The following is a 19,468-nucleotide window of genomic DNA, read 5'->3' as shown; positions in this document are numbered from 1 at the left end:
GCATCGCAGGTCATGGTGGGGGAGCGGTCGTCGGCCCGGACGCTGGCGAAGCGCTTCGACAACCGTGAGAAGCAAGCCGCCCCGGTTGCCCGAACGGAGCGGCGGACTTCGAGGTTGGCACCCGCGGGGGGATCGGGTCAAGGCTCGGCGCCGGCGGTCGCGCCGACGCGGCCGGATCAGCGGACGGGTAGCCGTCCCGCTTCGACGGTGGCCAACGCGGCCGTCGCACCGCCGAGGGCCGCCGCGGCGTCCACGGTGGAGGCGTCCAACCGGCACCCGCCCGCGTCTGGCAGGTGGGCCCGCGCGGCCAGCTCCGAGCGCGCCGTCGGCAGCAGCCAGGGTGCCAGCGCCGCGAGGTGGTCGCCCACCACCACCGCCTCCGGGTTGAGCAGGTCGGCCAGGACCGCCACGCCGCGCCCGAGTTGCCGCCCGGTCTCGGCCAGCCCGCTGAGCACCGTCGGGTCGTCCTGACGGGCAAGCGCGACGATCCGCGTCAGCTCCGGCAGGTAATCCACCACCGGGCCGTCAGCCTCGGCATCGGGCAGCAGTCGGCGTACCACGGCGGGCAGCCCGACCAGGGCGGTCAGGCAGCCATGGGCGCCGCAGGCGCACGGCGCACCGGCCGGGTCGAGCGGCAGGTGCCCGATCTCGCCGGCGAAGCCCCGGGCGCCGCGCAGCAACCTGCCGGCGGCGATGATGCCCGCGCCAACGGTGAGCCCGCCGGTGAGGTGCACCAGATCGGCGACGCCCGCGTGCGCGCCGTGCCGCTGCTCGGCCAGAGCGGCGAGGTTGGCGACGCTGTCGACGCCGACGACGAAGCCCGGATCCCGCAGGGCGGCGCGCAGTGCGGCCGCGACCGGTACGTCCCGCCAGCCCAGGGCGGCGGCCAGCGGCACCGCGCCGGCGGTGTCGACCAGCCCCGGCACGCCGACGGTCAGTCCCTGGACGGTTCGGCCGGTGGCACTCACCCGTCCGATGGCCCGACGGCTGAGTGCGGTCAGCGCGCGCAGCGTGTCGGTGGGCGGGACGGCGCTCGCGGCGAATGCCCGCCGCCAGCTGAGCAGCCGGTTGCCGCCCAGGTCGATGGCGACGGCCACCAACTCGTCGGCGCCGATCTGTAGGCCCAGGGCGGCGTACGGCTCGCCGTCGAGGACCAGCATCGTCGCCGGTCGGCCGACCCGGTTCTCGGTCAGCCCGGTCTCGCGGACCAGCCGCTGGGTGATCAGCTCGGACACCAGGCTGGAGACGGTGGCCTTGTTGAGTCCGGTGCGCGCGGCGATGTCTGCCCGGGAGCATGGGGCGTGCAGGCGCACCTGCCGCAGGACCACGGCCCGGTTGGCGACCCGCACATCGCCGAGGTCCGTCGGCTGCGGTTCGTTGTGGATGCTGATCACGATCTGCCCGCTCCCTCGCCGTTGTCACGGCGCGCGTCCATCATCGCGTACCGCGCTGGCGGGACCGACCAGGCCGCCCGCCCTGTCTTGTGGGACGGATCACCGTCGATTAGTTTGTTCGGCTAGAACCCCAACTAATCTTAGCCGGAGCGATCGGCTCCGCAAACCGTCACCGCTAACGAAGGGAGTGCGCCGTGAAGCCTTCCCTGCCGGGCGCATCCACCGACCGACGGAGCATGCTGCGGCTGCTCGGCCTCGGCGCGGCCGCGACCGTGGGCGGCGCCGCCCTGGCCGGGTGCAGCAAGGAGGCCGGCAGTCAGGGCAGCGCCACCAGCGCCGACGCCATCAAGGCCGTACTGCCCACCTACCAGCGGGTCGAGCTGCTCAAGCCGGACATTCCCGGGGAGGGGCCCATCCCCGACGGGTACCTGAGCTACCCGAGCCAACTGCTCGACGCCGTCACCGAGGCACCGGGCCGGGGCGGACCGCCGATCAAGACGATGAGCCCCTGGTGGGGGCCGGCCCCGCCGCCGCTGGGCCGCAACGGGTACCTGGCGGCGGTCAACGGAAAACTCGGCGTCGAGGTCGACCCGAGCCTGCAGGACGGCAACACCTACGCCGACAAACTCAACGCCATGCTGGGTGCCCGGGACGTCCCCGACCTGCTCTCCGCGCCCAACTGGGAGGTCGACAAGGTCGCCCGGTTCTCCGACGCGGTCAAAGCGCTGTTCACCGACCTCACCGACCATCTCAAGGGCGACGCCGCCGCCAGGTACCCGTACCTGGCCTCGCTGCCCAGCGGCGCCTGGGAGTACTCCGTGTGGGGCGGACGGCTCTACGCGGTGCCGTTCCCCACCGACGGCCCGTTCGCCTACGCCCTGTTCCACCGCCGGGACCTGCTCGCCCCCGCCGGCCTGGCCGCACCGAGCAACCCCGACGAGCTGTACGAGTTCGGCAAGAAGGCCACCGACCAGGCCAAGGGTGTGTGGGCCTTCGGCAGCGTCTTCGAGATGGTCCAGCAGTTCTTCGGCTGCCAGCAGACCTGGCGCAAGAAGCCCGACGGCGGCCTGGAGCACAAGTTCGAGAACCCGGCCTTCGCCGCCGCGCTGGAGTTCACCGCCCGGCTGTTCACCGAGGGCCTGGTGCACCCGGACACCGTGGCCAGCAAGGGCGCCGACGAGAAACAGCTGTTCAAGGCCGGCAAGATCCTGATGTACCAGGACGGACTCGGCGCCTGGCAGGGCATGCAGAGCGAACGGGTCAAGGAACTGCCCACCTTCGACATGCAGCCGCTGCCGGTCTTCGGCGCCAGCGGCGCACAGCCGGTCATCTGGGGCGGCGAGAAGCCGGTCTTCTACACCTTCCTCAAGAAGGACCTGGCCCCCGAGCGGGTCGAGGAACTGCTGGGAGTGCTCAACTGGTGCGCCGCGCCCTTCGGCAGTCGCGAGTTCGAACTACGCGAGTACGGCGCGGAGGGCCAGCACTTCACCCGCAGCACCGACGGCACGCCGGCCCCGACCGAGCTGGGCCGAAAGGAACTGGGCGCCCAGTACACCCACATCGGCGGGCGGGTGCCGGTCAAGGTGCGCAGCGGCGACACCCCCCAGTACGTGCAGGACTACATCGGCTACTACCGCAAGCACATCGAGACGATGGAGAAGGACCTGTTCGCCGGCATCAAGCTGGAACTTCCGGCGAACTGGTCGAAGACGCTCCAACCGACCGAAGACAAGATCCGCGACATCGTGCGGGGCCGCCGCCCCGTCGGCGATCTCGACCAGGTACGCAAGGAGTTCATGGACACCGGCGGCGAGGAGGGCCGCGCGTTCCACGAGAGGGCCCTCGCCGACAACGGTCGATGAGCGTGCGTGCGCGGCGCGGAGGCTTCCCGGCATGAGCGCGCCGTCGATCACCCCGTCGCCCGGCCGGCATGCGCCGGCCGGGCGACGCCCGCCCCGCCATCCGCGACGCAACCGGCGTACGCTGCGGGCCCGGCTGCGTCGCGACTGGCCGCTGCTGGCGATGGCCGCGCCCGCGGCGGCGCTACTGCTGGTCTTCCACTACCTGCCCACCCTCGGCAACATCATCGCCTTCCAGGACTACAACCCGTTCGTCGGCGACGATCCCGTCGACGCCTTCCTGAACAGCGAGTGGATCGGCTTCGGCAACTTCGAGGCGCTCTTTCGCGACCCGGCGTTCTGGGACGCCGTGCGCAACACGCTGACCATCACCGCCTTCCAGCTGGTCTTCTTCTTCCCGCTGCCGATCCTGCTGGCGATCCTGCTCAACAGCATCGTCTCCGGCCGGGTACGCGGGTTCGTGCAGAGCGTGGTCTACCTGCCGCACTTCTTCAGCTGGGTGCTGGTGGTGACGTTCTTCGTGCAGATGCTCGGCGGGGCCGGGCTGCTGGCCCAGGAGATGCGCCAGGCCGGCCTGGAGCCCTGGGAGATCATGACCAACCCGGACACGTTCATCGTGCTGGTCACCGCCGAGTCGGTGTGGAAGGACCTCGGCTGGGGCGCGATCGTTTTCCTGGCGGCGCTGTCGGCGATCGACCCGAACCTGTACGAGGCGGCGGCCGCGGACGGCGCGGGGCGCTGGCGCCGGCTGTGGCACATCACTCTGCCCGGCCTGCGTCCGGTCATCGTGCTGCTGCTCATCATGCGCCTCGGCGACGCGCTGTCGGTCGGCTTCGAGCAGTTCATCCTGCAGCGTGAGGCGGTCGGCCGGGAGGCCGCCGAGGTGCTGGACACGTTCGTCTACTACCAGGCCATCAGCACCCAGCAGTGGGGGCTCGGGGCGGCGGCGGGCCTGTTCAAGGCGGTGGTCGGGTTGGCCCTGATCCTCACCGCGAACAAGATTGCGCACCGGCTCGGCGAGCAGGGGGTGTACGCCAAATCATGACTGTCCAGCTCAGTGGTGTCGGCCCGGTGCCGGCGGGACCACCGCCACCGCCTCGCCCACGACGGCGCCCAGGCCGGCCGGTCTGGGAAGGACCGCCGTCGGTGCCCGGCACCCTCGCCAAGGCGGTCGCGCTCACCCTGCTGGTGGCGGCGGTGCTGGTGCCACTGTGGGCGGTGCTGGTCACCAGCCTGGCCTCCCGTGGCACGATCGACGACGCGGGCGGCATGGTGATGGTGCCCCGGGAGATCGACCTGTCGGCGTACATCACCATCTTCAGCGGCGGCGACGTCACCCGGGCGGTGTGGATCAGCACCATGGTCACCGTGCTCGGCACCACGCTCAGCCTCGTGCTCACCGTGCTGGCCGCGTACGGCCTGTCCCGGCCCGATTCGGTGGCCCACCGGGGTCTGCTCTTCTACTTCCTGCTCACCTTCCTGATCTTCCCCGGGTTGGTGCCGAGCTACCTGGTGGTCACCGGCCTGGGTCTCAAGGACAACATCTGGTCGCTGATCCTGCCCAGCGCCATCAGCGTGTTCAATCTGGTGGTGATCCGGGCGTTCTTCATGAACGTGCCAGCCGAGTTGCTGGACAGCGCCCGCATCGACGGTGCCGGCGAACTGCGCATCCTCACCCGGATCGTGCTGCCGCTGTCCCGGGCGGTGATCGCCGTGGTGGGCCTGTTCTACGCCGTCGGCTACTGGAACGCCTACTTCAACGCGGTGCTCTACATCGACTCGAACGACAAGTTCCCCATCCAGCGGGTACTGCAGAGCTACATTCTGGCCGGGCAGTCACCGAACGTCTCCGGCGCGGCCGTGAGCCTGCCCGGAGTGACCGCGTACCCGCCCACCCTCGCCGTCAAGATGGCAGTGGTGGTGGTCACCGTCATCCCCGCCGTGATCATTTATCCGTTCGTGCAGCGGCACTTCACCAAGGGCATGATCACCGGAGCGGTGAAGGGCTGACCGACGCCGGCAACCTGCCGTTGGGCGCCTGACCGGGCCGGTCGGTCGGCGCCGAGGATCATCAGTTCCTGGAACATCTTCGGCGTTGACAGGGGCAGATCCGATCAATAGTTTGGGTGTTTCCTAAACTAAAGCGGCGGGTGGCGGCGATGTGGACCGACGGGCGGCTCTGCTACGGCGGTGACTACAACCCGGAGCAGTGGCCGGCGCAGGTCTGGACCGAGGACATCGCGCTGATGCGCCAAGCAAAGGTCAACCTGGTCACCGTCGGCGTGTTCGCCTGGTCGCGGCTGGAACCGGCACCCGGCCGGTACACCTTCGGCTGGCTCGACGAAGTGCTCGACCTGTTGCACGGCGCCGGCATCCGGGTCGCCCTGGCCACCCCCACGGCCTCGCCGCCGCCGTGGTTCTCGCTGGCCCACCCGGGCGCGCTGCCCGTCACCGCCGACGGGGTACGCCTGCACCACGGCAGCCGGGACACCTACTGCGCCGCCACACCCGCCTACCGGCAGGCCGCCCGGCGCATCGCCGCCGCCCTCGCCGACCGGTACGCCGAACATCCGGCCCTCGCGCTGTGGCACGTACACAACGAGTACGGCACCATCTGTCACTGCGAGCAGACCGCCCGGGAGTTCCGCCGCTGGCTCAGAACCCGCCACGGCGACCTGACCGGTCTCAACGACGCCTGGGTCACCAGCTTCTGGGGCCAGCACTACTCCGACTGGGCGCAGATCAGCACCCCCCGGGCCACCCAGTACCTGCCCAACCCCGGCCACCTGCTGGACTTCCGGCGTTTCTGGTCGGACACGCTGCTCGCCGCGTACACCGACCAACGTGACCTGCTGCGTGCCGCGAACCCGGCGGTCCCGGTCACCACCAACTACGTACTCGGCGACTGGGTGCCCGTCGACCATGCCCGCTGGGCCGCCGAGGTGGACCTGGTCGCCATCGACCACTACCCGTCAGCCGCCGACGGCGGTGCCGAGGAGCAGACCGCGCTCGCCGCCGACCTGGCCCGCGGCTGGGCCCGGCACGCCAGCGCCCGCCGGCCGCCGGCCGTGCCCGCCGCCACCGCGTCCACACCGGCGTGGCTGCTCATGGAGAGCGCACCCAGCCAGATCCACACCGCCGGACGGATGCACAGCAAGGAGCCCGGACGGATGCTGCGGCACAGCCTCGCCCACGTCGCCCGCGGCTCCCACGGCGCCATGTTCTTCCAGTGGCGGGCTCCGGTGGGCGGCGCCGAAAGGTTCCACACCGCCCTGGTGCCGCACGCCGGACCGGACAGCCGGGTGTTCCGGGAGACCGTCGAACTCGGGGCCGCCCTGGAACGGCTCGCCGAGGTGCGCGGCGGCGTCGAGGCCAGCGTGGCGCTCACCGTCGACGCCGCCAGCGGCTGGGCGCTGCGCCACCCGGGCCTCCCGTCGACCCGCCTGGACCACCACCTGGAGCTGGCCGCCGCCCACCGCGCCTTCTGGCGAGCCGGGTACGGCTGCGCCACCGTCACCCCCGGCGATCCGCTCGACGGATACCGGCTGCTCGTCGTGCCCGCCTTGTACCTGGTCGACGACGCCACCACCGACTGGTTGCGGGAGTACCTCCACGGCGGCGGCCACCTACTGGTGACGTACCTCAGCGGCACGGCCGACGAGCACGCCCGGGTACGCCTCGGCGGCTACCCCGGCGCCCTGCGGGACCTGCTCGGTGTCCGGGTCGAGGAGTTCCATCCGCTCGCCGACGACGAGCACGTCCGCCTCCGCGACGGCGGGACCGCACGGATCTGGAGCGAGACACTACGCGTGGCCGGAGCGCAGGTGGTCAGCTCGTACGCCGGTGGGGTGCTGGACGCGATGCCCGCCGTCACCCGACATCGCAGCGGCGCGGGAACGGCCTGGTATGTCTCCACCCGGCCCGACGACGCCACCTACCGCCGACTCGCCGACACCACCGCACGGGCGGCCGGCGTCGTCCCGGTCTGCCCCGCCGCCCCCGACGGTGTCGAGGCGGTACGGCGTCGGCACGCGGACGTGAGCTGGTTGTTCCTGTTCAACCACAGCGACCGGCAGCAGCGCGTGCCGGCCCGGGGAATGGAGTTGCTCTCCGCGACACCGGTCGAGGCGGCGGTGACGCTGCCGCCCGGCGGCGTCGCGGTACTCCGCGAGAAGGCCGACTGACCCGTTGTGGTCGGGGGGTCCGTTGCGGTCAGGGCGTGGCGACGGCGGCGCGGGAACGGTCGGCGGCGATCCGTACGGCCATGGCGGCCAGCACCGTGCCCATCAGCAGCCGCTGCACGCGCAGCCACAACGGCCTGCGGCTCAGGAAGCCGGCGATCCCACCGGCGGTCAGCACGATCAGCGCGTTCAGCGTCAACGCCACGGTGATCTGGGTCAGCCCGAGCAGCAGGCTCTGCGCCGCCACGTTGCCGCGGGCGGGGTCGATGAACTGCGGTAGCAGCGAGACGTACAGGATGGCGATCTTCGGGTTGAGCAGGTTGGTGACCAGACCCATGGTGAACAGCCGCCGGGTCCCCTCCGGCGGCAGCGGCGCCGGGGTGAACGGCGACTGCCCGCCCGGACGCACCGCCTGCCACGCCAGCCACAACAGGTACGCCGCGCCGGCCAGGTCGTGGTGCGTCCGGTCAACGCCGACACCGTCGTGGCGGACTGGTGGGCCGGCCGTCGCGCCGCCACTGCCGGCCCACCGGCACCTGCCGGCCGCCCGGCGTCACCCAGATCGCGGTGGGCCTGGTTCCCGTTCCGCCGCCGCACCGGCTGACCTCGCCGGCCCGACTCTCGTAGGCGCGTCGTGCTTCGGCATGGACTACGGGCGCTGGCTCCTGCGGTGCTCGCGACCAGCGCTGCGCGCACGTGCCTCCGCCACCAGTCGCTCCACCTCGTCCGCGGTGGCTCCGCCCGGGTTGACCACGCTCACCCAGCCCTGCACGGCGTAGGCCGGATGCGGCAACAGGCGATCCGTCTGGGTGAAGTCGAGTCCGTCGCGGTGTGCCGTGAACTCCTCCGGGCCGTAGCCGAACAGGTTGCGGAACTCGGCGCGCCCCACCTCGATGTTCAGCCGGTACCGTCCGGGCTCGGACAGGCGGGACCGCTCGTCGAAGCCGGGCACGTCGTGCAGGACGATCGTGGCGAACGGTCGGGTGCGATCCTCGCCGCTGAAGAAGAACTGGTCCCCCCAGGTGTAGGGCGGCATCTCGGAGCCCGGCTGGATCCGGGTCCCGGTCACCCCGGGAAGGCCGGCGATCCGGGCCGCGTCGGCCGCCCCCGGCTCGGAGCCGATGTGCAGGATCGCGTCGCAGGTCTTGATCGTGTCGGTGTCCAGTGGGCCGTATCCGAGCAGCTGCGACACGCGTTCGCGCAGGTCACTGCCGGCCGGAGGTGGGAAGATCCCGGTCTGCGGGCCGAGCCGTTCCTCGTAGGTGCCGGGCTCTGGTTGAGTGAGGCCGACCGGCCCGCTCGCCCCGAGGCTGCCGGCCACGTACACGTATCTGTCCCCCAGCAGGATGGACACGATCGAACCGGCGCCGTTCCACTGTGCTGCCATGTCGTGGCCATCCCAGTGGGCGGCCCACCGACTCGGGTGCCGCTGCAGGTGGGCGTTGTTGGCGGAGACCAGGACCGGTCCACGGTCGCGTTCGAGGTCGAGGATGTCGAGCAGATTCTGTGCCATCAGCGCGTCACGCGCCGCGAGCAGACGACCGATCCGCTGCGACTGGGTGCCCGGTTCGGCCATCGCGGCGTGGTAGGCGAGCAGGCCGACGGCCGTGGTGGCGAGCACTCTGGCGCGGATCCAGGACTGCATGGAGGTGCTTTTGATGAGGCGGGGTGCCTCCGCGTACAGCTGCGTGCGGAAGTCTTCGGCGAGGCCGCGCAGCGCGGCAGCCTCCGGTGACCGGCCGGGAGATCGCGTCGCGTCGAACATGATCTCCTGTGCGCTCCAGCGCCCCTCGTCGCCGACCAGCCGGTCCAGTTCGACGGCCGGGATGCCGAGGTACGCACGCAGTTCCCGCAGGAGCGGGCCGGGGCTGGGAGCACCGGTGATCTCGGTCGGGGCGTCGAAGCCGTGGAATGCGATGCGCTCGCCGGGCGGCAGCTTCTCGTTGTGGGCGCGTAGCCAGTCGATCAGTTCGCGGGTGGCGGGGTGGGTGCCCCAGCCGTGGCTGATGCCGGTGGTCAGGTCCACGTCATCGCGCCGGCCCTGTACGTAGTCGTCGACGGCGAGGCCGGCGGCCCGGTCGGACTCGATCGCGATCGACCGGAAGCCGGACCGGGAGAGTGTTTCGAGGATCCGGTTGCGCAGGCGAGGGAACGCCGGCTCGCCGTGGTAGGGCTCACCGATCGCGAGCAGGAGCGGTTGGCGTACGCAGACAAGGGACTGCAACTCGGGTTCGAAAGCCATGACCTCAACCGTATCGTTCAACCAGCGGTTGAAGCTTTTCCTCCGCTGACCTGAGGAGTGCCCGTTGAAGTCTCAAACAAGGGTGTACCGACCGGTGGACCTGGCACGGCCGTATGGGCTGTCCGCGCAGGCGGTCCGCAACTACGAGCAGCGCGGGATGATCCCGCCAGCAACACGGACTGCGAGCGGTTACCGCGTCTACACCGACGAGCATGCGGGAGCGCTGCGCGCCTACGTGGCGCTCGTACCGGGGTACGGCCACCGTGCGGCCGGTGAGATCATGAAACTGGTGCTCCGCGGCGAACTCTCGACGGCATTGGCCGTGCTCGACGCCGCCCATGTGGGGCTTCAACGCGACCGGGAAACCGTAGACCGGGTCGCTTCGGCGGCTGTCGTACTCGCCTCCTGCACGCCGGCCACACCAGCGGGCGGGCCCGTCTCGATCGGTGTCCTCGCCCACCGGCTCAGGGTCAGCCCGGCCACCCTGCGCAAGTGGGAGCGCGCCGGCATCCTGGCCCCGGCCCGGACCCGGGGCGCGCGGGCCTACTCGCCCGATGACGTGCGCGACGCCGAACTCGCCCACCTGCTGCGCCGCGGCGGTTACCAACTGGACCACATCGCGGCCGTGATCGAGCAGGTTCACGCCGCCGGTGGACCCGGCCCGCTGGCGGCCTCGATCGATCAGTGGCGGGAGCGCATCACGGCCCGCGGCCGCTCGATGCTCACCGGATCCGCCCGCCTCGCGGACTATCTGTCCTTCGTCGAGTTGACCCGCGCTGCCGTGCCCGTCCCAGTGGACGGTGCGGGACTGTAAAACAACGGTGTAACTTCGATTAAGGGAGTAGCACCTGATGACGATCACGACCGATGCGGTGGACACTGCCGCTGTGCCTGGTGACGAGAAGGCCAAGCGATCCCGTACGAGGACGACGCCGGCGGGTGTCGACCCCGCATTGGTGTCGCAGCTGGTGACCCAGGCCCGCGAGCAGGGACTGCAGTTGTCCGGCGAGGGTCAGCTGCTGCAGCAGCTCACGAAGATCGTGCTGGAGTCAGCCCTCGATGGTGAGATCACCGACCACCTCGGCTACGACAAGCACGACCAGGCCGGCGTGAACTCCGGCAACTCCCGCTCGCAGTGATGAGCCTCGACCCCACCGGACAAGGCCGCAAACGCTGGGCCACCCGCTGGAAGAACGCCCTCAACGCCTTCGACATCACCTTGGACGGACGCCTCTCTGCCGGCCGCAAATAGAAGATCAACCAACCCCAGTTACACCGTTAACTTGACAGACCCTCGATACGACGGGAACGACCGCACCGGCCGCTCCAACTCGTCGACGACCTCCGGCATCCATGCCCACGGCAGCTGCCGCTCCACACCATCGGCCCCGACATACACGGCCTCGAAATCGGCGAGCGCCACCCGCCCCTGGCTGATCATCGAAACATCATCCGCCACATCAACTGAAACGAATGCGCAGGGCCGCCAAGTCTCGTGAGACACATGTCCTGTGTCCACGTAAATTTCCGAAGCTCGATCTCCGGTTACCGAAAGTCATACTTGGTACGGTGTGGCTCCGTCCTGCCAGCGGCAGAGGTCGCGCAGCAGGGAAATCTCGGCGCCGTGATGGATCAGCTCCCTGTTGACGTGCAGGACCCTGTTTTCCATGGGAAACCGCTCGGGACCCACCGTAGGCGGATTGTCCAGGTCAGCGTCCGAGAGCTCGCGGACCCCCGCGTTCCATCTCCCATACATCTCATCGAGCTGTTTCAGCGCCTCGTCAGCGGTCCCCGCGTAGGCGAATGTCTCGGAGTCGACTTCCTGGCCGCCGAAGTACCACCCGACCCGATAGCCCAGGCACGAGACGATGATGTGCGCCAGCCGCCAGGCAATCGTGGTCACCGGTGCCGGCACCGGGGCAGGGGACGCGAAGTCCACCGTCCATTCCCCCGAACCTGCCGACATCGGAGCGGCCGACGTGCCATGTGGGCGGATGCTCCAGCAGCCGCGCACCGGCTCCCAGAAGTACTCCTCGTCAGTAAGACCGTCCAGCCGCGGCCGCAGGTTCTGGCGCCAGTACCAGTCCAACTGCTCCGCGAGCCGCTCGCTTCTTGTCATTGCCGCACACTACAGACCCCGTCGAGCAGACTGCGTCCGCCAGATCCGGTGAGACTCCGCCACCTGTACCGACAGGTCGTCTGAGACTCCGCCAGCTCAGCAGAGAACTGACACTCTGATTGCGTCCAGCCGGGAAGCAGCGAGGGACGGCACGCGGTGGCCCCTCAGCAACTTCAGAGACCCGGAACGGCACCTGTAGACACTCAGCGAAACCGGTCCACGGTGACGGGAATCATCCCCTGTTGCCGCATCTGGGTTGTCAGGTCACGCAACAGCACGCCGACTGCCTCATCGCGATCCCCGAGCAGATCGCAGGTCACGTCCAATCCCCAGGCGGCCCCCGCGGCGACCCGGCGCAGATCCCAACGGAAGGCGTCGCCGGAAACCTGACGGCGCACCGCACCCAGGATGCGCACCTCGGGATCCGCGAGGTCGCCGGTGATCGGCATCTGCCACGCTTCGCTGAGCGCCGCGAGGCCGTCCTGGGTCAACTCGTCGGTGAACAGGATCCGGTAGACGCGCGTCTCGCGGAACCCCGACGTGGCCTCGGACCCGTTCAGCCGCAAGGGGCGCGGCATCTGAGCGGGAGGCGCACCGAAGCACGCCCGCAGCGCGGTCTCATTCGGCAGGTCGGCGCCGCAAAGATCCCGATAGAGCGCCGCGGCCGCTGTCCGGCCGACGGGCGTCACTCGTTCCCGCAACGCGGCGTCGACGCGTAAGCGCCGGCTGGTGGCCGCCGCGTCGCACCAGCGGCCCTCCGACCGGCTCCAGCCACCACTTACCAGCCCGGCGGAGGAGTAATCCGCCGCGAGCAGGAACTCCTCGGCCAGCAGCCCTTCCGGATCGCCAGCACCGTCGCGGACCACGTAGTAGTGCAGCGCAGGAGAGGAGTCGGCCGTCTGCCGCGTGAAAGAAGTCGTCGTCACACGTCGATTTTCGGGCAGGGCGGAGCGCTGCCGCTGTCGGCTCGCCGGAGGTTTCGACAGACCCCTTCGCCAACTTGGATGAGAACTCGCCACGCGTTCGCCACCTACACGGCGTGCTCGCCACACGTCGGCTGAGATCTGACTTGATCTCGTACTCGACGAGGAGGGCGGGACCCCATCCGGCCAATTAACGAATTACTGGTAACAATATTCGGTTAATTAAAGCCACATAAGGGACAATCTGCCGATGCATCATAATGACTGTTATTGTGCGTAACCACTCAAGCTGGTGTCTCGGCACACGGACGGCTGGTGTCCTGTCCCAGTTGATCTGAGACATCCCGCTGAAGCTGGGAGTTGTGGGCCGACTATTTGCGACCCGACCCAGCGAAGCTGGGGCGGCGGCTGCTTGAGTGAACCGAACTCGGGGGTGACGTCCTGATAGGCCGTGCTGGCGACGCGGGCCGATTAGCACATCTGATCGAACGTGGGGGTATCGTCCGAGGATGACAACATCGGGGCTGCCTCCGGACCTGCCCGGCTTGAGTCCTCGTCAACGACAGATCTTGGCCGTGATACGTCAGTGGGTCGAGCGCTATGGGTATCCACCGACGGTGCGCGAGATCGGCGCTGAAGTCGGACTCGGCTCTCCATCATCGGTAGCGCACCATCTGAAGGTTCTCCAACAGCGCGGCTTCCTGCGCCGGGCCGCACACGGGCCACGCGCTGTTGACGCCCGCCCATCGCGACGCTCAGACGCCACTGGTGGCGCGCTCTCTGGTGTTCAGGTTCCGCTGCTGGGCTCGATCGCCGCCGGCGCTCCCATTCTGGCCGAGGAGTACGTCGAGGAAGTCCTGACCCTGCCCAGGAAGCTCGTCGGCCACGGAAGGCTGTTCGCGCTGCATGTCCGCGGAGACTCAATGGTCGAAGCTGGCATCGCAGACGGGGACGTCGTCGTGGTGCGGCAGCAAGCGGTAGCCGACAGTGGCGACATCATCGCCGCCATGATTGACGACAAGGCCACCGTCAAGGTCTTGCGCATCCGGGACGGCGCCGTGGACCTGCTACCCCGCAACCCGCGCTACCCCGTCATCCCCGGTGACCGCGCGGTGATCCTCGGCAAGGTGGTCTGCGTGTTGCGTCGTAGCTGAGCGTGTCCGCCCGTAGCGGCGACAGAGAATCAACGCTGGACGGATGGCTTACGGTAGCTGAGTCTCACTTTCAGCGTTATGCGACCGGCGGGCCGACTGTGCCGATCGGTGTGCGCGTGCGGCTGTGGATGAAATGGCGGCCAGGTGCGGACGGGTGGGCAACCAGATGGTCTGAATGCCGAGTTGCTCGTTCATCGCGGCAAGCTGGTACTCGTAGCCAAGGTCCGCGGCCGTGCGTACGCCGCGGACGATGACTGTGGCGCTGCGGCGGAGGCAGTAGGCAGTGGTCAGGCCGGTCCAGGTGTCCACTTCGACGTTGTCCCAGGCTGCCGGCATGGCGTCGCGCACCTGTACGGCCCTAGCCGTGGCCCCGGCGGTTGGTTGCTTGTCCGCGTTCACCGCCAGCAACACGATGATCCGATCGAACATCACCCGAGCGCGGGCCACCAGGTCGCGGTGTCCCGGGGTGAACGGATCGAACGTGCCTGGATAAACCGCCAACGAGACGCGCGCGGGCGCCACTCCACGATCCGATGTAGCAGTCACCGCGACCCCAACCACATTGCCACGATTGTCTGTGATCTTCTCAAGGTCTTTTTGCTGCTCAGGTGAGGACGAGGAGGTCCAGGGCGTCGACCACGGGTCCGGTCTCACGTTGCGCTGCCTTGCGCAGTCGGGCCAGACCTGCGGCGTACGCGTCGTCGCTTATCAGTTGCAGAGGTGTGTGCCTCGCGGCGCAGTGCCGTCGCAGCCTCGCGTAGTGAGGTCGCGGTTACCTGTGGGACCTGTTCGAGGCCGACCGTGACGAACCCGGCGGCAGTGAAGGCTGCCTCGACGTCGGCCACGCTGGGGTAGGTGTCGAGCACACGGATGGCTTCGGGGAAGTAGCGGAACAGGGTGATTGCTTGGTGTCGGCCGGCGAACGCGGAGCGGATCAGCACCGGGTTGTCGGGGCGGACGACCTGCGTAGTTCTCGGGCTGCACGGTTCAGGTCTGGCACGTGGTGGATGACCGTGGAGATCCAGGCGGCGTCGACGCTGTCGTCGTCGAGCGGGATGCGCTCGGCGTCGCCATGCACGACAGGCTGGTACATCGAGCGGGCGCGCATCGCCTCGGAGGGATTGACTGCGGTGACCTCGATGTCGTACCAGTCAATGAAGGCTCGCGCCCACATTCCGGTGCCCGAGCCGAGGTCGAGTATTCGCATGCCTGCATGGGGGTCAAGGTGCCGGGTCACGGCTTCCCGCCAGGCCGAGAGTCCGTCGTCGGTGAGGTGACGGGTCGCCTCGAACGCCGCGGCGTCCGCGGTGTCGTACGTGATCCGAGCCATGCCTTTGACCCAACTGCCTGGGCACCCGAGGAAGCAAGAGTGCAGAGGTGGGACGAACCGCCCAGGCTGACGGACTGCCGGCCAGGTGCGGTTTGCGTAAGGTCACTCCATGGGTGCGGACTCTGACGTGCGGCGCTGGCTACGGCAGCGTGGAGCTGGGACAATTCAGCACCCCGGCGGCACTCTCTACGCCCACCTGTGCCGGGTGCATGACCGTCTCGCTGAGCTGGAGTGTGGCGTCGACACGCAACTGGCCGGTCTCGCGCATGCCGTCTACGGCACGGACGGCTTCGATGTGACGCTGCTTGACTGGAACAATCGAGCCACGCTGCGAAACCTCATCGGCGACGACGCTGAGGCATTGGTTGATCTGTACGGGGCCTGCGACCGCAGGCGGACCTGGCGAGAGCTGGCGACAATCGGTGAGGTCGTCGACCGCTTCACCGATCAGACGTGGCACCTGAGCCCCGGCCAGATGCGACCCTTCGTGGATCTCACCATCGTCAACGAACTGGACGTCATCGAGCAAGATCCTTCTACCGTGGAGAAGTACGGCGCGTACTTCCGGTCCCTGTTCGCCGCCTGGGCTCCGATCGCATCCCCGCAGGTCAGCAGTAAGGTGCAGCGACTCCTCGGTGAAGGCAACCAAAGCACTTCTGCGAGGGCCCAGAATTGACGGTCCGTACCGGCCCCCAGATCGCACCTGGTTAACCGAGGCCAGCAATCCCCGAGCAACGCCTGGGCGTGCCCGACCAGCGTCGTGCTGCCGTCCACCGCCACGACCTCGGCTCCCCGGCCGACCAGCTCGGCCGCATAGCGGCCGCCGCCGCAGCCGGCGTCCAAAATCCGGAGACGGGAAGCTTGCCTGGGGGGTAGCGCGGGCCGCAACCGCATCGGGTCCCGCGGCGCGTCAACGTGTCGGGACTCGCCTCACCGACGAACCGCTCGTACGCGGCGACCTGGTCATCAGACAAAACTCCACGGGCACAGCGGAACAACGGACGTCGATTCCACCTGCTTGGGCAGACCCGGCCGAACTCCACGGCTACCGCGTCAACGATGCGGGACTGGTGGCGTCCAGGCTCCTGGATCCGCAGCTCGCCCGTACGCCGCACGGGCTGCGGCGATCTCTGCCGCCTGGCGCTCACGCCAGCGTTGCTGCGCCAGGCGGTTGCAGGTCCGGCAGACCTGCCGCAGGCGGCCCGTCGCCGGCTCGGTCTCCCGCTCATGCCCACTGCGGCAGCGCGGACGCTGGGTCCGTTGTCGGCAGTTGTCCGCGTGACTGAGCTGGCGCAGATGGGTCGGCTCGATGCAGTCCGGCACCCCGCAGTCGTGGTGGATCTCCAGAGCAGGGTCGTAGCCGCCGACAAGGACCACGTACGCCGCGATGTGTGCCCACGCCCTGCCCGCGAGCTTCTGGTGGACGCCACGCTGGCAGCCATAGCCGCGAACGATGAGGCATCCCCTGTCGGTGCGCTCCGAGCGGCTCAGCAGGTATGCCCGGAGAGTGGTCTCGGTGAAGTGTCGGGACAGACCGTTGATCTGGGACAGCACCGCGTCAGGGTACGGGTCGGGTGCGACGGCGCCGTTTGGGCTGTTTGCCGCGGCATCCCCGACCTCGCCCTGCTCCCTGTTCCAGCCGGGTGGGCGGAACAGCAGTCCTGAGTGGGCGACACGACGCCGCATGTGAACCAAGCCTCCAGGTGGCCATATCGCGATCATGAGGCGTCGGCGCGCCTGATCGGCAACCCGAGTCGGAGCTGAGAGCATTTTTCGCATGCGTCCGCACGACACTCCGGTGCTGTATCTCCCGCCGGCCCACCCGGCCCTGCCCGACGGGCCGATGGCCGTCACCGACGCGTGGTTGCGCAACCGGCGGTTGAGCGAGCACACCCGCGACGCGTACCGCCGCGACGTCGCCGGCTGGCTGGCCTGGTGCGGTGCCCGCCAGCTCGACCCGCTGCGGGCGAACTTCCTGCACGTCAACGAGTACGGCCGCGCGCTGGAGGGCACCCTGGTCGCCCGGACCGGCCGTCCGATGACCCCGGCGACGGTGGCCCGCAAGCTGTCCGCGCTGTCCAGCTGGTACGACTTCCTGGTCAAGCTACGTGCGGTCGACTCCAACCCGGTCGGCGACGCCGACCGGCCCCGCATCGATCGCGATCACTCGGCCACTGTCGGCCTGGCCCCCGACGAGGTGGACGCGCTGCTCGCCGCCGCGGATGCCGAGACGGGACCGACGGCGGCGCGCAACCGCGCCGCCGTGGCCCTGCTGGCCGATCTCGGGCTGCGGGTCGGGGAACTGGTCTCGCTGGACGTCACCGACCTCGGCGCGGAACGGGGACACCGCAGCGTGCGCTTCGTCGGCAAGGGTGGCCGTCCACGCCGCCGGGCACTGACTCCCGGCACGGCGTACGCGGTGGACGCCTACCTGGCCCAGCGGGCCGCCGGGCTGGGCGTGGCGGTCCACGAGCTCACCGGGCCGCTGCTGGCCACCGCCAGCGGAACCCGCCTCGACCGGCACTCGGTGTTCCGGCTGATCCGCAGGCTTGCTCGAAGCGCCGGGATTGCCGCGTGGGCACGGTTGTCGCCGCACTCGCTGCGGCACGCCTTCGCCACCACGGCCCGCGCGGAGGGGGTGCCGCTGGAGGACGTGCAGGACGCGATGGGTCACGCCGACCCGCGCACCACCCGCCGGTACGACCGGGACCGGCACAACCTCGACCGCGACCCGGCGTACGTGATCTGGGCCGCCCGGGCCCGCCGCCGTGCCTGACCGGAGCCGGTACGGCTGCCCGACTTGACGACCGGACGACGACGCGCTAAATAAGTAATGAAAGTTGAGTCGGTCGGACTCAACTTGACGAGACCTTCGGCCAGAGGAAACCGAGGAGGCACACCATGCTGATGCGTACCGACCCCTTCCGTGAGATCGACCGGCTCACCGAGCAACTCTTCGGCACCACCAGCCGCCCGGCGGTCATGCACATGGACGCCTACCGCGACGGCGACCACTTCTACGCCGCCTTCGACCTGCCCGGCGTCGACCCGGACAGCATCGACTGCACCGTGCAGCGCAACGTGTTGACCGTCCGCGCCGAACGTCGTCGGCCCGCCGCCGAGACCGTCGAACTCGTCGCCGCCGAACGCCCGATGGGCGTGTTCAGCCGGCAGCTCTTCCTCGGTGACACCCTCGACACCGACAAGCTCGAAGCCGGCTACGACAACGGGGTGCTGACGCTGCGGATCCCGGTCGCCGAACGCGCCAAGCCACGCCGGGTCACCATCAGCGCCACCGGCAACGGCCCCAGGCAGATCAAGAGCTGAGTGGTGGGGGCCGGGCGTCCCGCCCGGCCCCCACAGCCGGATCAGCGGGGCGGGCTGACGCAGTACACGTCGCCGGAGTTTGCCTCGTGCGGCAGGTCGAGCAGGTGGGCGGCCATCTCCTCGGCGGAGACCCACCGCCCGAGGGTCAGCGCCTTGTGATCGCCGAGCGCCACGTCGAAGCCGTCGAAGCCGAGCGCGGCGAGCCGGCGCAGGCACCGCGACGCCACCGCCCGCTCGATCGTGGTGAACTCGAACGACAGTGCGGGCAGCGGCCGGCTGAGGCCGGCGAGCACCGCGTCCTCGAACCCCTCAACATCGATCTTGACAAAGGCGGGCGGCCCGTGCTCGGCGATCAGCATGTCGACGGTGGTGACCGGCACCTCGATCCGCCCGTCCCAGACCTGCCCCTCCCAGCCGCCGGCGTTGGCGGCCGCCGCGACGAAGTCGGTCGAGGCGGTGGAGACGGTCGGGTTGGCGGAGTTCACCAGGAAGCCGATCCGGCCGGGCTGCCCGCCGCAGGCCGCCTCGACCAGGGTGACCTGGTCGTCGTCGGCGTAGAGGGCCCGCAACGCGCGTAGGCACAGCGGCTGCGGTTCCACGGCGACGACCCGCGCGCCGAGCCGGCGGAAGCTGCCGACGTGGTCGCCCACGTGCGAGCCGACGTCGAAGACCAGGTCGCCGGGGCGTACGAAGCGGGCGTAGAAGGCATCCATCGCCGCGTCGCGTCCGGGGTCGCCGTAGTACACCTCCAGCGACCGGCGTAGCGAGGCGGTGGCGGGGTCGGCCTTGAGTGCCTCGACTGCGGCGGAGTGCGTACCCATCGCAGCACCTTAGCCCGTCTTGTCCGGCGACCGTGACGTTCCCCGGGCTCCGGTCACCCGGCGTGACGCGCCCAGCGGGCCGAGCCGAACTGTTAGCTGACCGGCAACGATCCCGGCC

The 19,468-nt window shown here is 69.5% G+C and carries 18 protein-coding genes and 4 pseudogenes; 11 read left to right on the top strand and 11 right to left on the bottom strand.

The genetic code is table 11. The features are described from left to right. Positions 1-176: 176 nt before the first annotated feature. On the bottom strand, positions 177-1,394 hold the full coding sequence (locus ACFHWY_RS07440; protein WP_416579364.1) for an ROK family transcriptional regulator: 1,218 nt from the start codon (positions 1,392-1,394) through the stop codon (positions 177-179). Positions 1,395-1,588: 194 nt separating this feature from the next. Here ACFHWY_RS07440 and ACFHWY_RS07435 point away from each other — a divergent pair, with 194 nt between their 5' ends. From ACFHWY_RS07435 to ACFHWY_RS07420, 4 genes are all read left to right on the top strand, one after another. After that, positions 1,589-3,256 carry an extracellular solute-binding protein gene (locus tag ACFHWY_RS07435; protein ID WP_416579363.1) on the top strand — a complete coding sequence of 556 codons (1,668 nt, stop codon included), beginning with the start codon at positions 1,589-1,591 and terminating at the stop codon, positions 3,254-3,256. Between the two features lie 31 nt (positions 3,257-3,287). Continuing rightward, positions 3,288-4,298: an ABC transporter permease gene (locus tag ACFHWY_RS07430; protein ID WP_416579362.1), complete on the top strand. Its 1,011-nt coding sequence runs from the start codon at positions 3,288-3,290 to the stop codon at positions 4,296-4,298. Positions 4,299-4,399: 101 nt separating this feature from the next. Beyond that, the gene (locus tag ACFHWY_RS07425; protein WP_416579361.1) at positions 4,400-5,263 is read left to right on the top strand and encodes a carbohydrate ABC transporter permease; all 864 of its coding nucleotides are present in this window, start codon (positions 4,400-4,402) and stop codon (positions 5,261-5,263) included. Between the two features lie 149 nt (positions 5,264-5,412). Further along, complete coding sequence (locus ACFHWY_RS07420; RefSeq protein ID WP_416579360.1) at positions 5,413-7,437, top strand: beta-galactosidase; 2,025 nt, start codon at positions 5,413-5,415, stop codon at positions 7,435-7,437. Positions 7,438-7,465: 28 nt separating this feature from the next. Here the strand turns inward: ACFHWY_RS07420 and ACFHWY_RS07415 are convergent. Next, positions 7,466-7,885: pseudogene (locus ACFHWY_RS07415) on the bottom strand (LysE family translocator); the annotation flags it as partial. Between the two features lie 198 nt (positions 7,886-8,083). Beyond that, a complete protein-coding gene (locus ACFHWY_RS07410) occupies positions 8,084-9,676 on the bottom strand; it encodes a DUF6194 family protein (RefSeq protein ID WP_416579359.1) in 1,593 nt (530 codons plus the stop codon). 82 nt (positions 9,677-9,758) lie between these two features. Between ACFHWY_RS07410 and ACFHWY_RS07405 the strand changes: the two genes are divergently transcribed. From ACFHWY_RS07405 to ACFHWY_RS07395, 3 genes and pseudogenes are all read left to right on the top strand, one after another. Then, positions 9,759-10,490 (top strand): TioE family transcriptional regulator, encoded by a 732-nt coding sequence (locus ACFHWY_RS07405; RefSeq protein ID WP_416579543.1) that lies wholly within the window; start codon positions 9,759-9,761, stop codon positions 10,488-10,490. A 37-nt stretch (positions 10,491-10,527) separates the two neighbouring features. Beyond that, positions 10,528-10,806, top strand: a pseudogene (locus tag ACFHWY_RS07400) (transposase); the annotation flags it as partial. Beyond that, a pseudogene (locus ACFHWY_RS07395) lies at positions 10,791-10,928 on the top strand (IS256 family transposase); the annotation flags it as partial. The pseudogenes ACFHWY_RS07400 and ACFHWY_RS07395, both read left to right, overlap by 16 nt. An 18-nt stretch (positions 10,929-10,946) precedes the next feature. Here the strand turns inward: ACFHWY_RS07395 and ACFHWY_RS07390 are convergent. The 3 genes from ACFHWY_RS07390 to ACFHWY_RS07380 form a co-directional block, all read right to left on the bottom strand. Beyond that, positions 10,947-11,117 carry a hypothetical protein gene (locus tag ACFHWY_RS07390; RefSeq protein WP_416579358.1) on the bottom strand — a complete coding sequence of 57 codons (171 nt, stop codon included), beginning with the start codon at positions 11,115-11,117 and terminating at the stop codon, positions 10,947-10,949. A 114-nt stretch (positions 11,118-11,231) separates the two neighbouring features. After that, entirely contained in the window at positions 11,232-11,795 is a 564-nt protein-coding gene (locus tag ACFHWY_RS07385; RefSeq protein WP_416579357.1) for a DinB family protein, read from the bottom strand. Between the two features lie 203 nt (positions 11,796-11,998). Continuing rightward, positions 11,999-12,721 carry a hypothetical protein gene (locus ACFHWY_RS07380; RefSeq protein ID WP_416579356.1) on the bottom strand — a complete coding sequence of 241 codons (723 nt, stop codon included), beginning with the start codon at positions 12,719-12,721 and terminating at the stop codon, positions 11,999-12,001. A 506-nt stretch (positions 12,722-13,227) separates the two neighbouring features. Between ACFHWY_RS07380 and lexA the strand changes: the two genes are divergently transcribed. Further along, entirely contained in the window at positions 13,228-13,872 is a 645-nt protein-coding gene (lexA, locus tag ACFHWY_RS07375; protein WP_416579355.1) for a transcriptional repressor LexA, read from the top strand. Positions 13,873-13,920: 48 nt separating this feature from the next. On the opposite strand, the gene coaD is transcribed toward lexA, so the two are convergent. Together coaD and ACFHWY_RS07365 are read right to left on the bottom strand one after the other, a co-directional pair. Next, the gene (gene coaD, locus ACFHWY_RS07370; protein ID WP_416579354.1) at positions 13,921-14,526 is read right to left on the bottom strand and encodes a pantetheine-phosphate adenylyltransferase; all 606 of its coding nucleotides are present in this window, start codon (positions 14,524-14,526) and stop codon (positions 13,921-13,923) included. Positions 14,527-14,806: 280 nt separating this feature from the next. Then, entirely contained in the window at positions 14,807-15,202 is a 396-nt protein-coding gene (locus ACFHWY_RS07365) for a class I SAM-dependent methyltransferase (RefSeq protein WP_416579353.1), read from the bottom strand. Positions 15,203-15,311: 109 nt separating this feature from the next. Here ACFHWY_RS07365 and ACFHWY_RS07360 point away from each other — a divergent pair, with 109 nt between their 5' ends. Next, positions 15,312-15,878, top strand: a complete 567-nt coding sequence (locus tag ACFHWY_RS07360; RefSeq protein WP_416579352.1) for a DUF6817 domain-containing protein — start codon at positions 15,312-15,314, stop codon at positions 15,876-15,878. 65 nt (positions 15,879-15,943) lie between these two features. Here the strand turns inward: ACFHWY_RS07360 and ACFHWY_RS07355 are convergent. Together ACFHWY_RS07355 and ACFHWY_RS07350 are read right to left on the bottom strand one after the other, a co-directional pair. Further along, positions 15,944-16,096: pseudogene (locus ACFHWY_RS07355) on the bottom strand (class I SAM-dependent methyltransferase); the annotation flags it as partial. A 159-nt stretch (positions 16,097-16,255) separates the two neighbouring features. Next, the gene (locus ACFHWY_RS07350) at positions 16,256-16,888 is read right to left on the bottom strand and encodes an HNH endonuclease (protein ID WP_416579351.1); all 633 of its coding nucleotides are present in this window, start codon (positions 16,886-16,888) and stop codon (positions 16,256-16,258) included. A 91-nt stretch (positions 16,889-16,979) separates the two neighbouring features. Between ACFHWY_RS07350 and ACFHWY_RS07345 the strand changes: the two genes are divergently transcribed. Beyond that, positions 16,980-17,978, top strand: coding sequence for a tyrosine-type recombinase/integrase (locus ACFHWY_RS07345; RefSeq protein WP_416579350.1), 999 nt, complete (start codon positions 16,980-16,982; stop codon positions 17,976-17,978). A 125-nt stretch (positions 17,979-18,103) separates the two neighbouring features. Beyond that, positions 18,104-18,529 carry an Hsp20/alpha crystallin family protein gene (locus tag ACFHWY_RS07340; protein WP_416579349.1) on the top strand — a complete coding sequence of 142 codons (426 nt, stop codon included), beginning with the start codon at positions 18,104-18,106 and terminating at the stop codon, positions 18,527-18,529. A 41-nt stretch (positions 18,530-18,570) separates the two neighbouring features. On the opposite strand, the gene ACFHWY_RS07335 is transcribed toward ACFHWY_RS07340, so the two are convergent. Next, on the bottom strand, positions 18,571-19,350 hold the full coding sequence (locus ACFHWY_RS07335; RefSeq protein WP_416579348.1) for an FkbM family methyltransferase: 780 nt from the start codon (positions 19,348-19,350) through the stop codon (positions 18,571-18,573). Between the last annotated feature and the right edge of the window lie 118 nt (positions 19,351-19,468).

The organism is Micromonospora sp. LOL_024 (assembly GCF_048060415.1).
Lineage (GTDB): Bacteria > Actinomycetota > Actinomycetes > Mycobacteriales > Micromonosporaceae > Micromonospora.
Note: the sequence above shows the minus strand (reverse complement) of the source record. Positions and strands in the feature narration are given on the sequence as shown.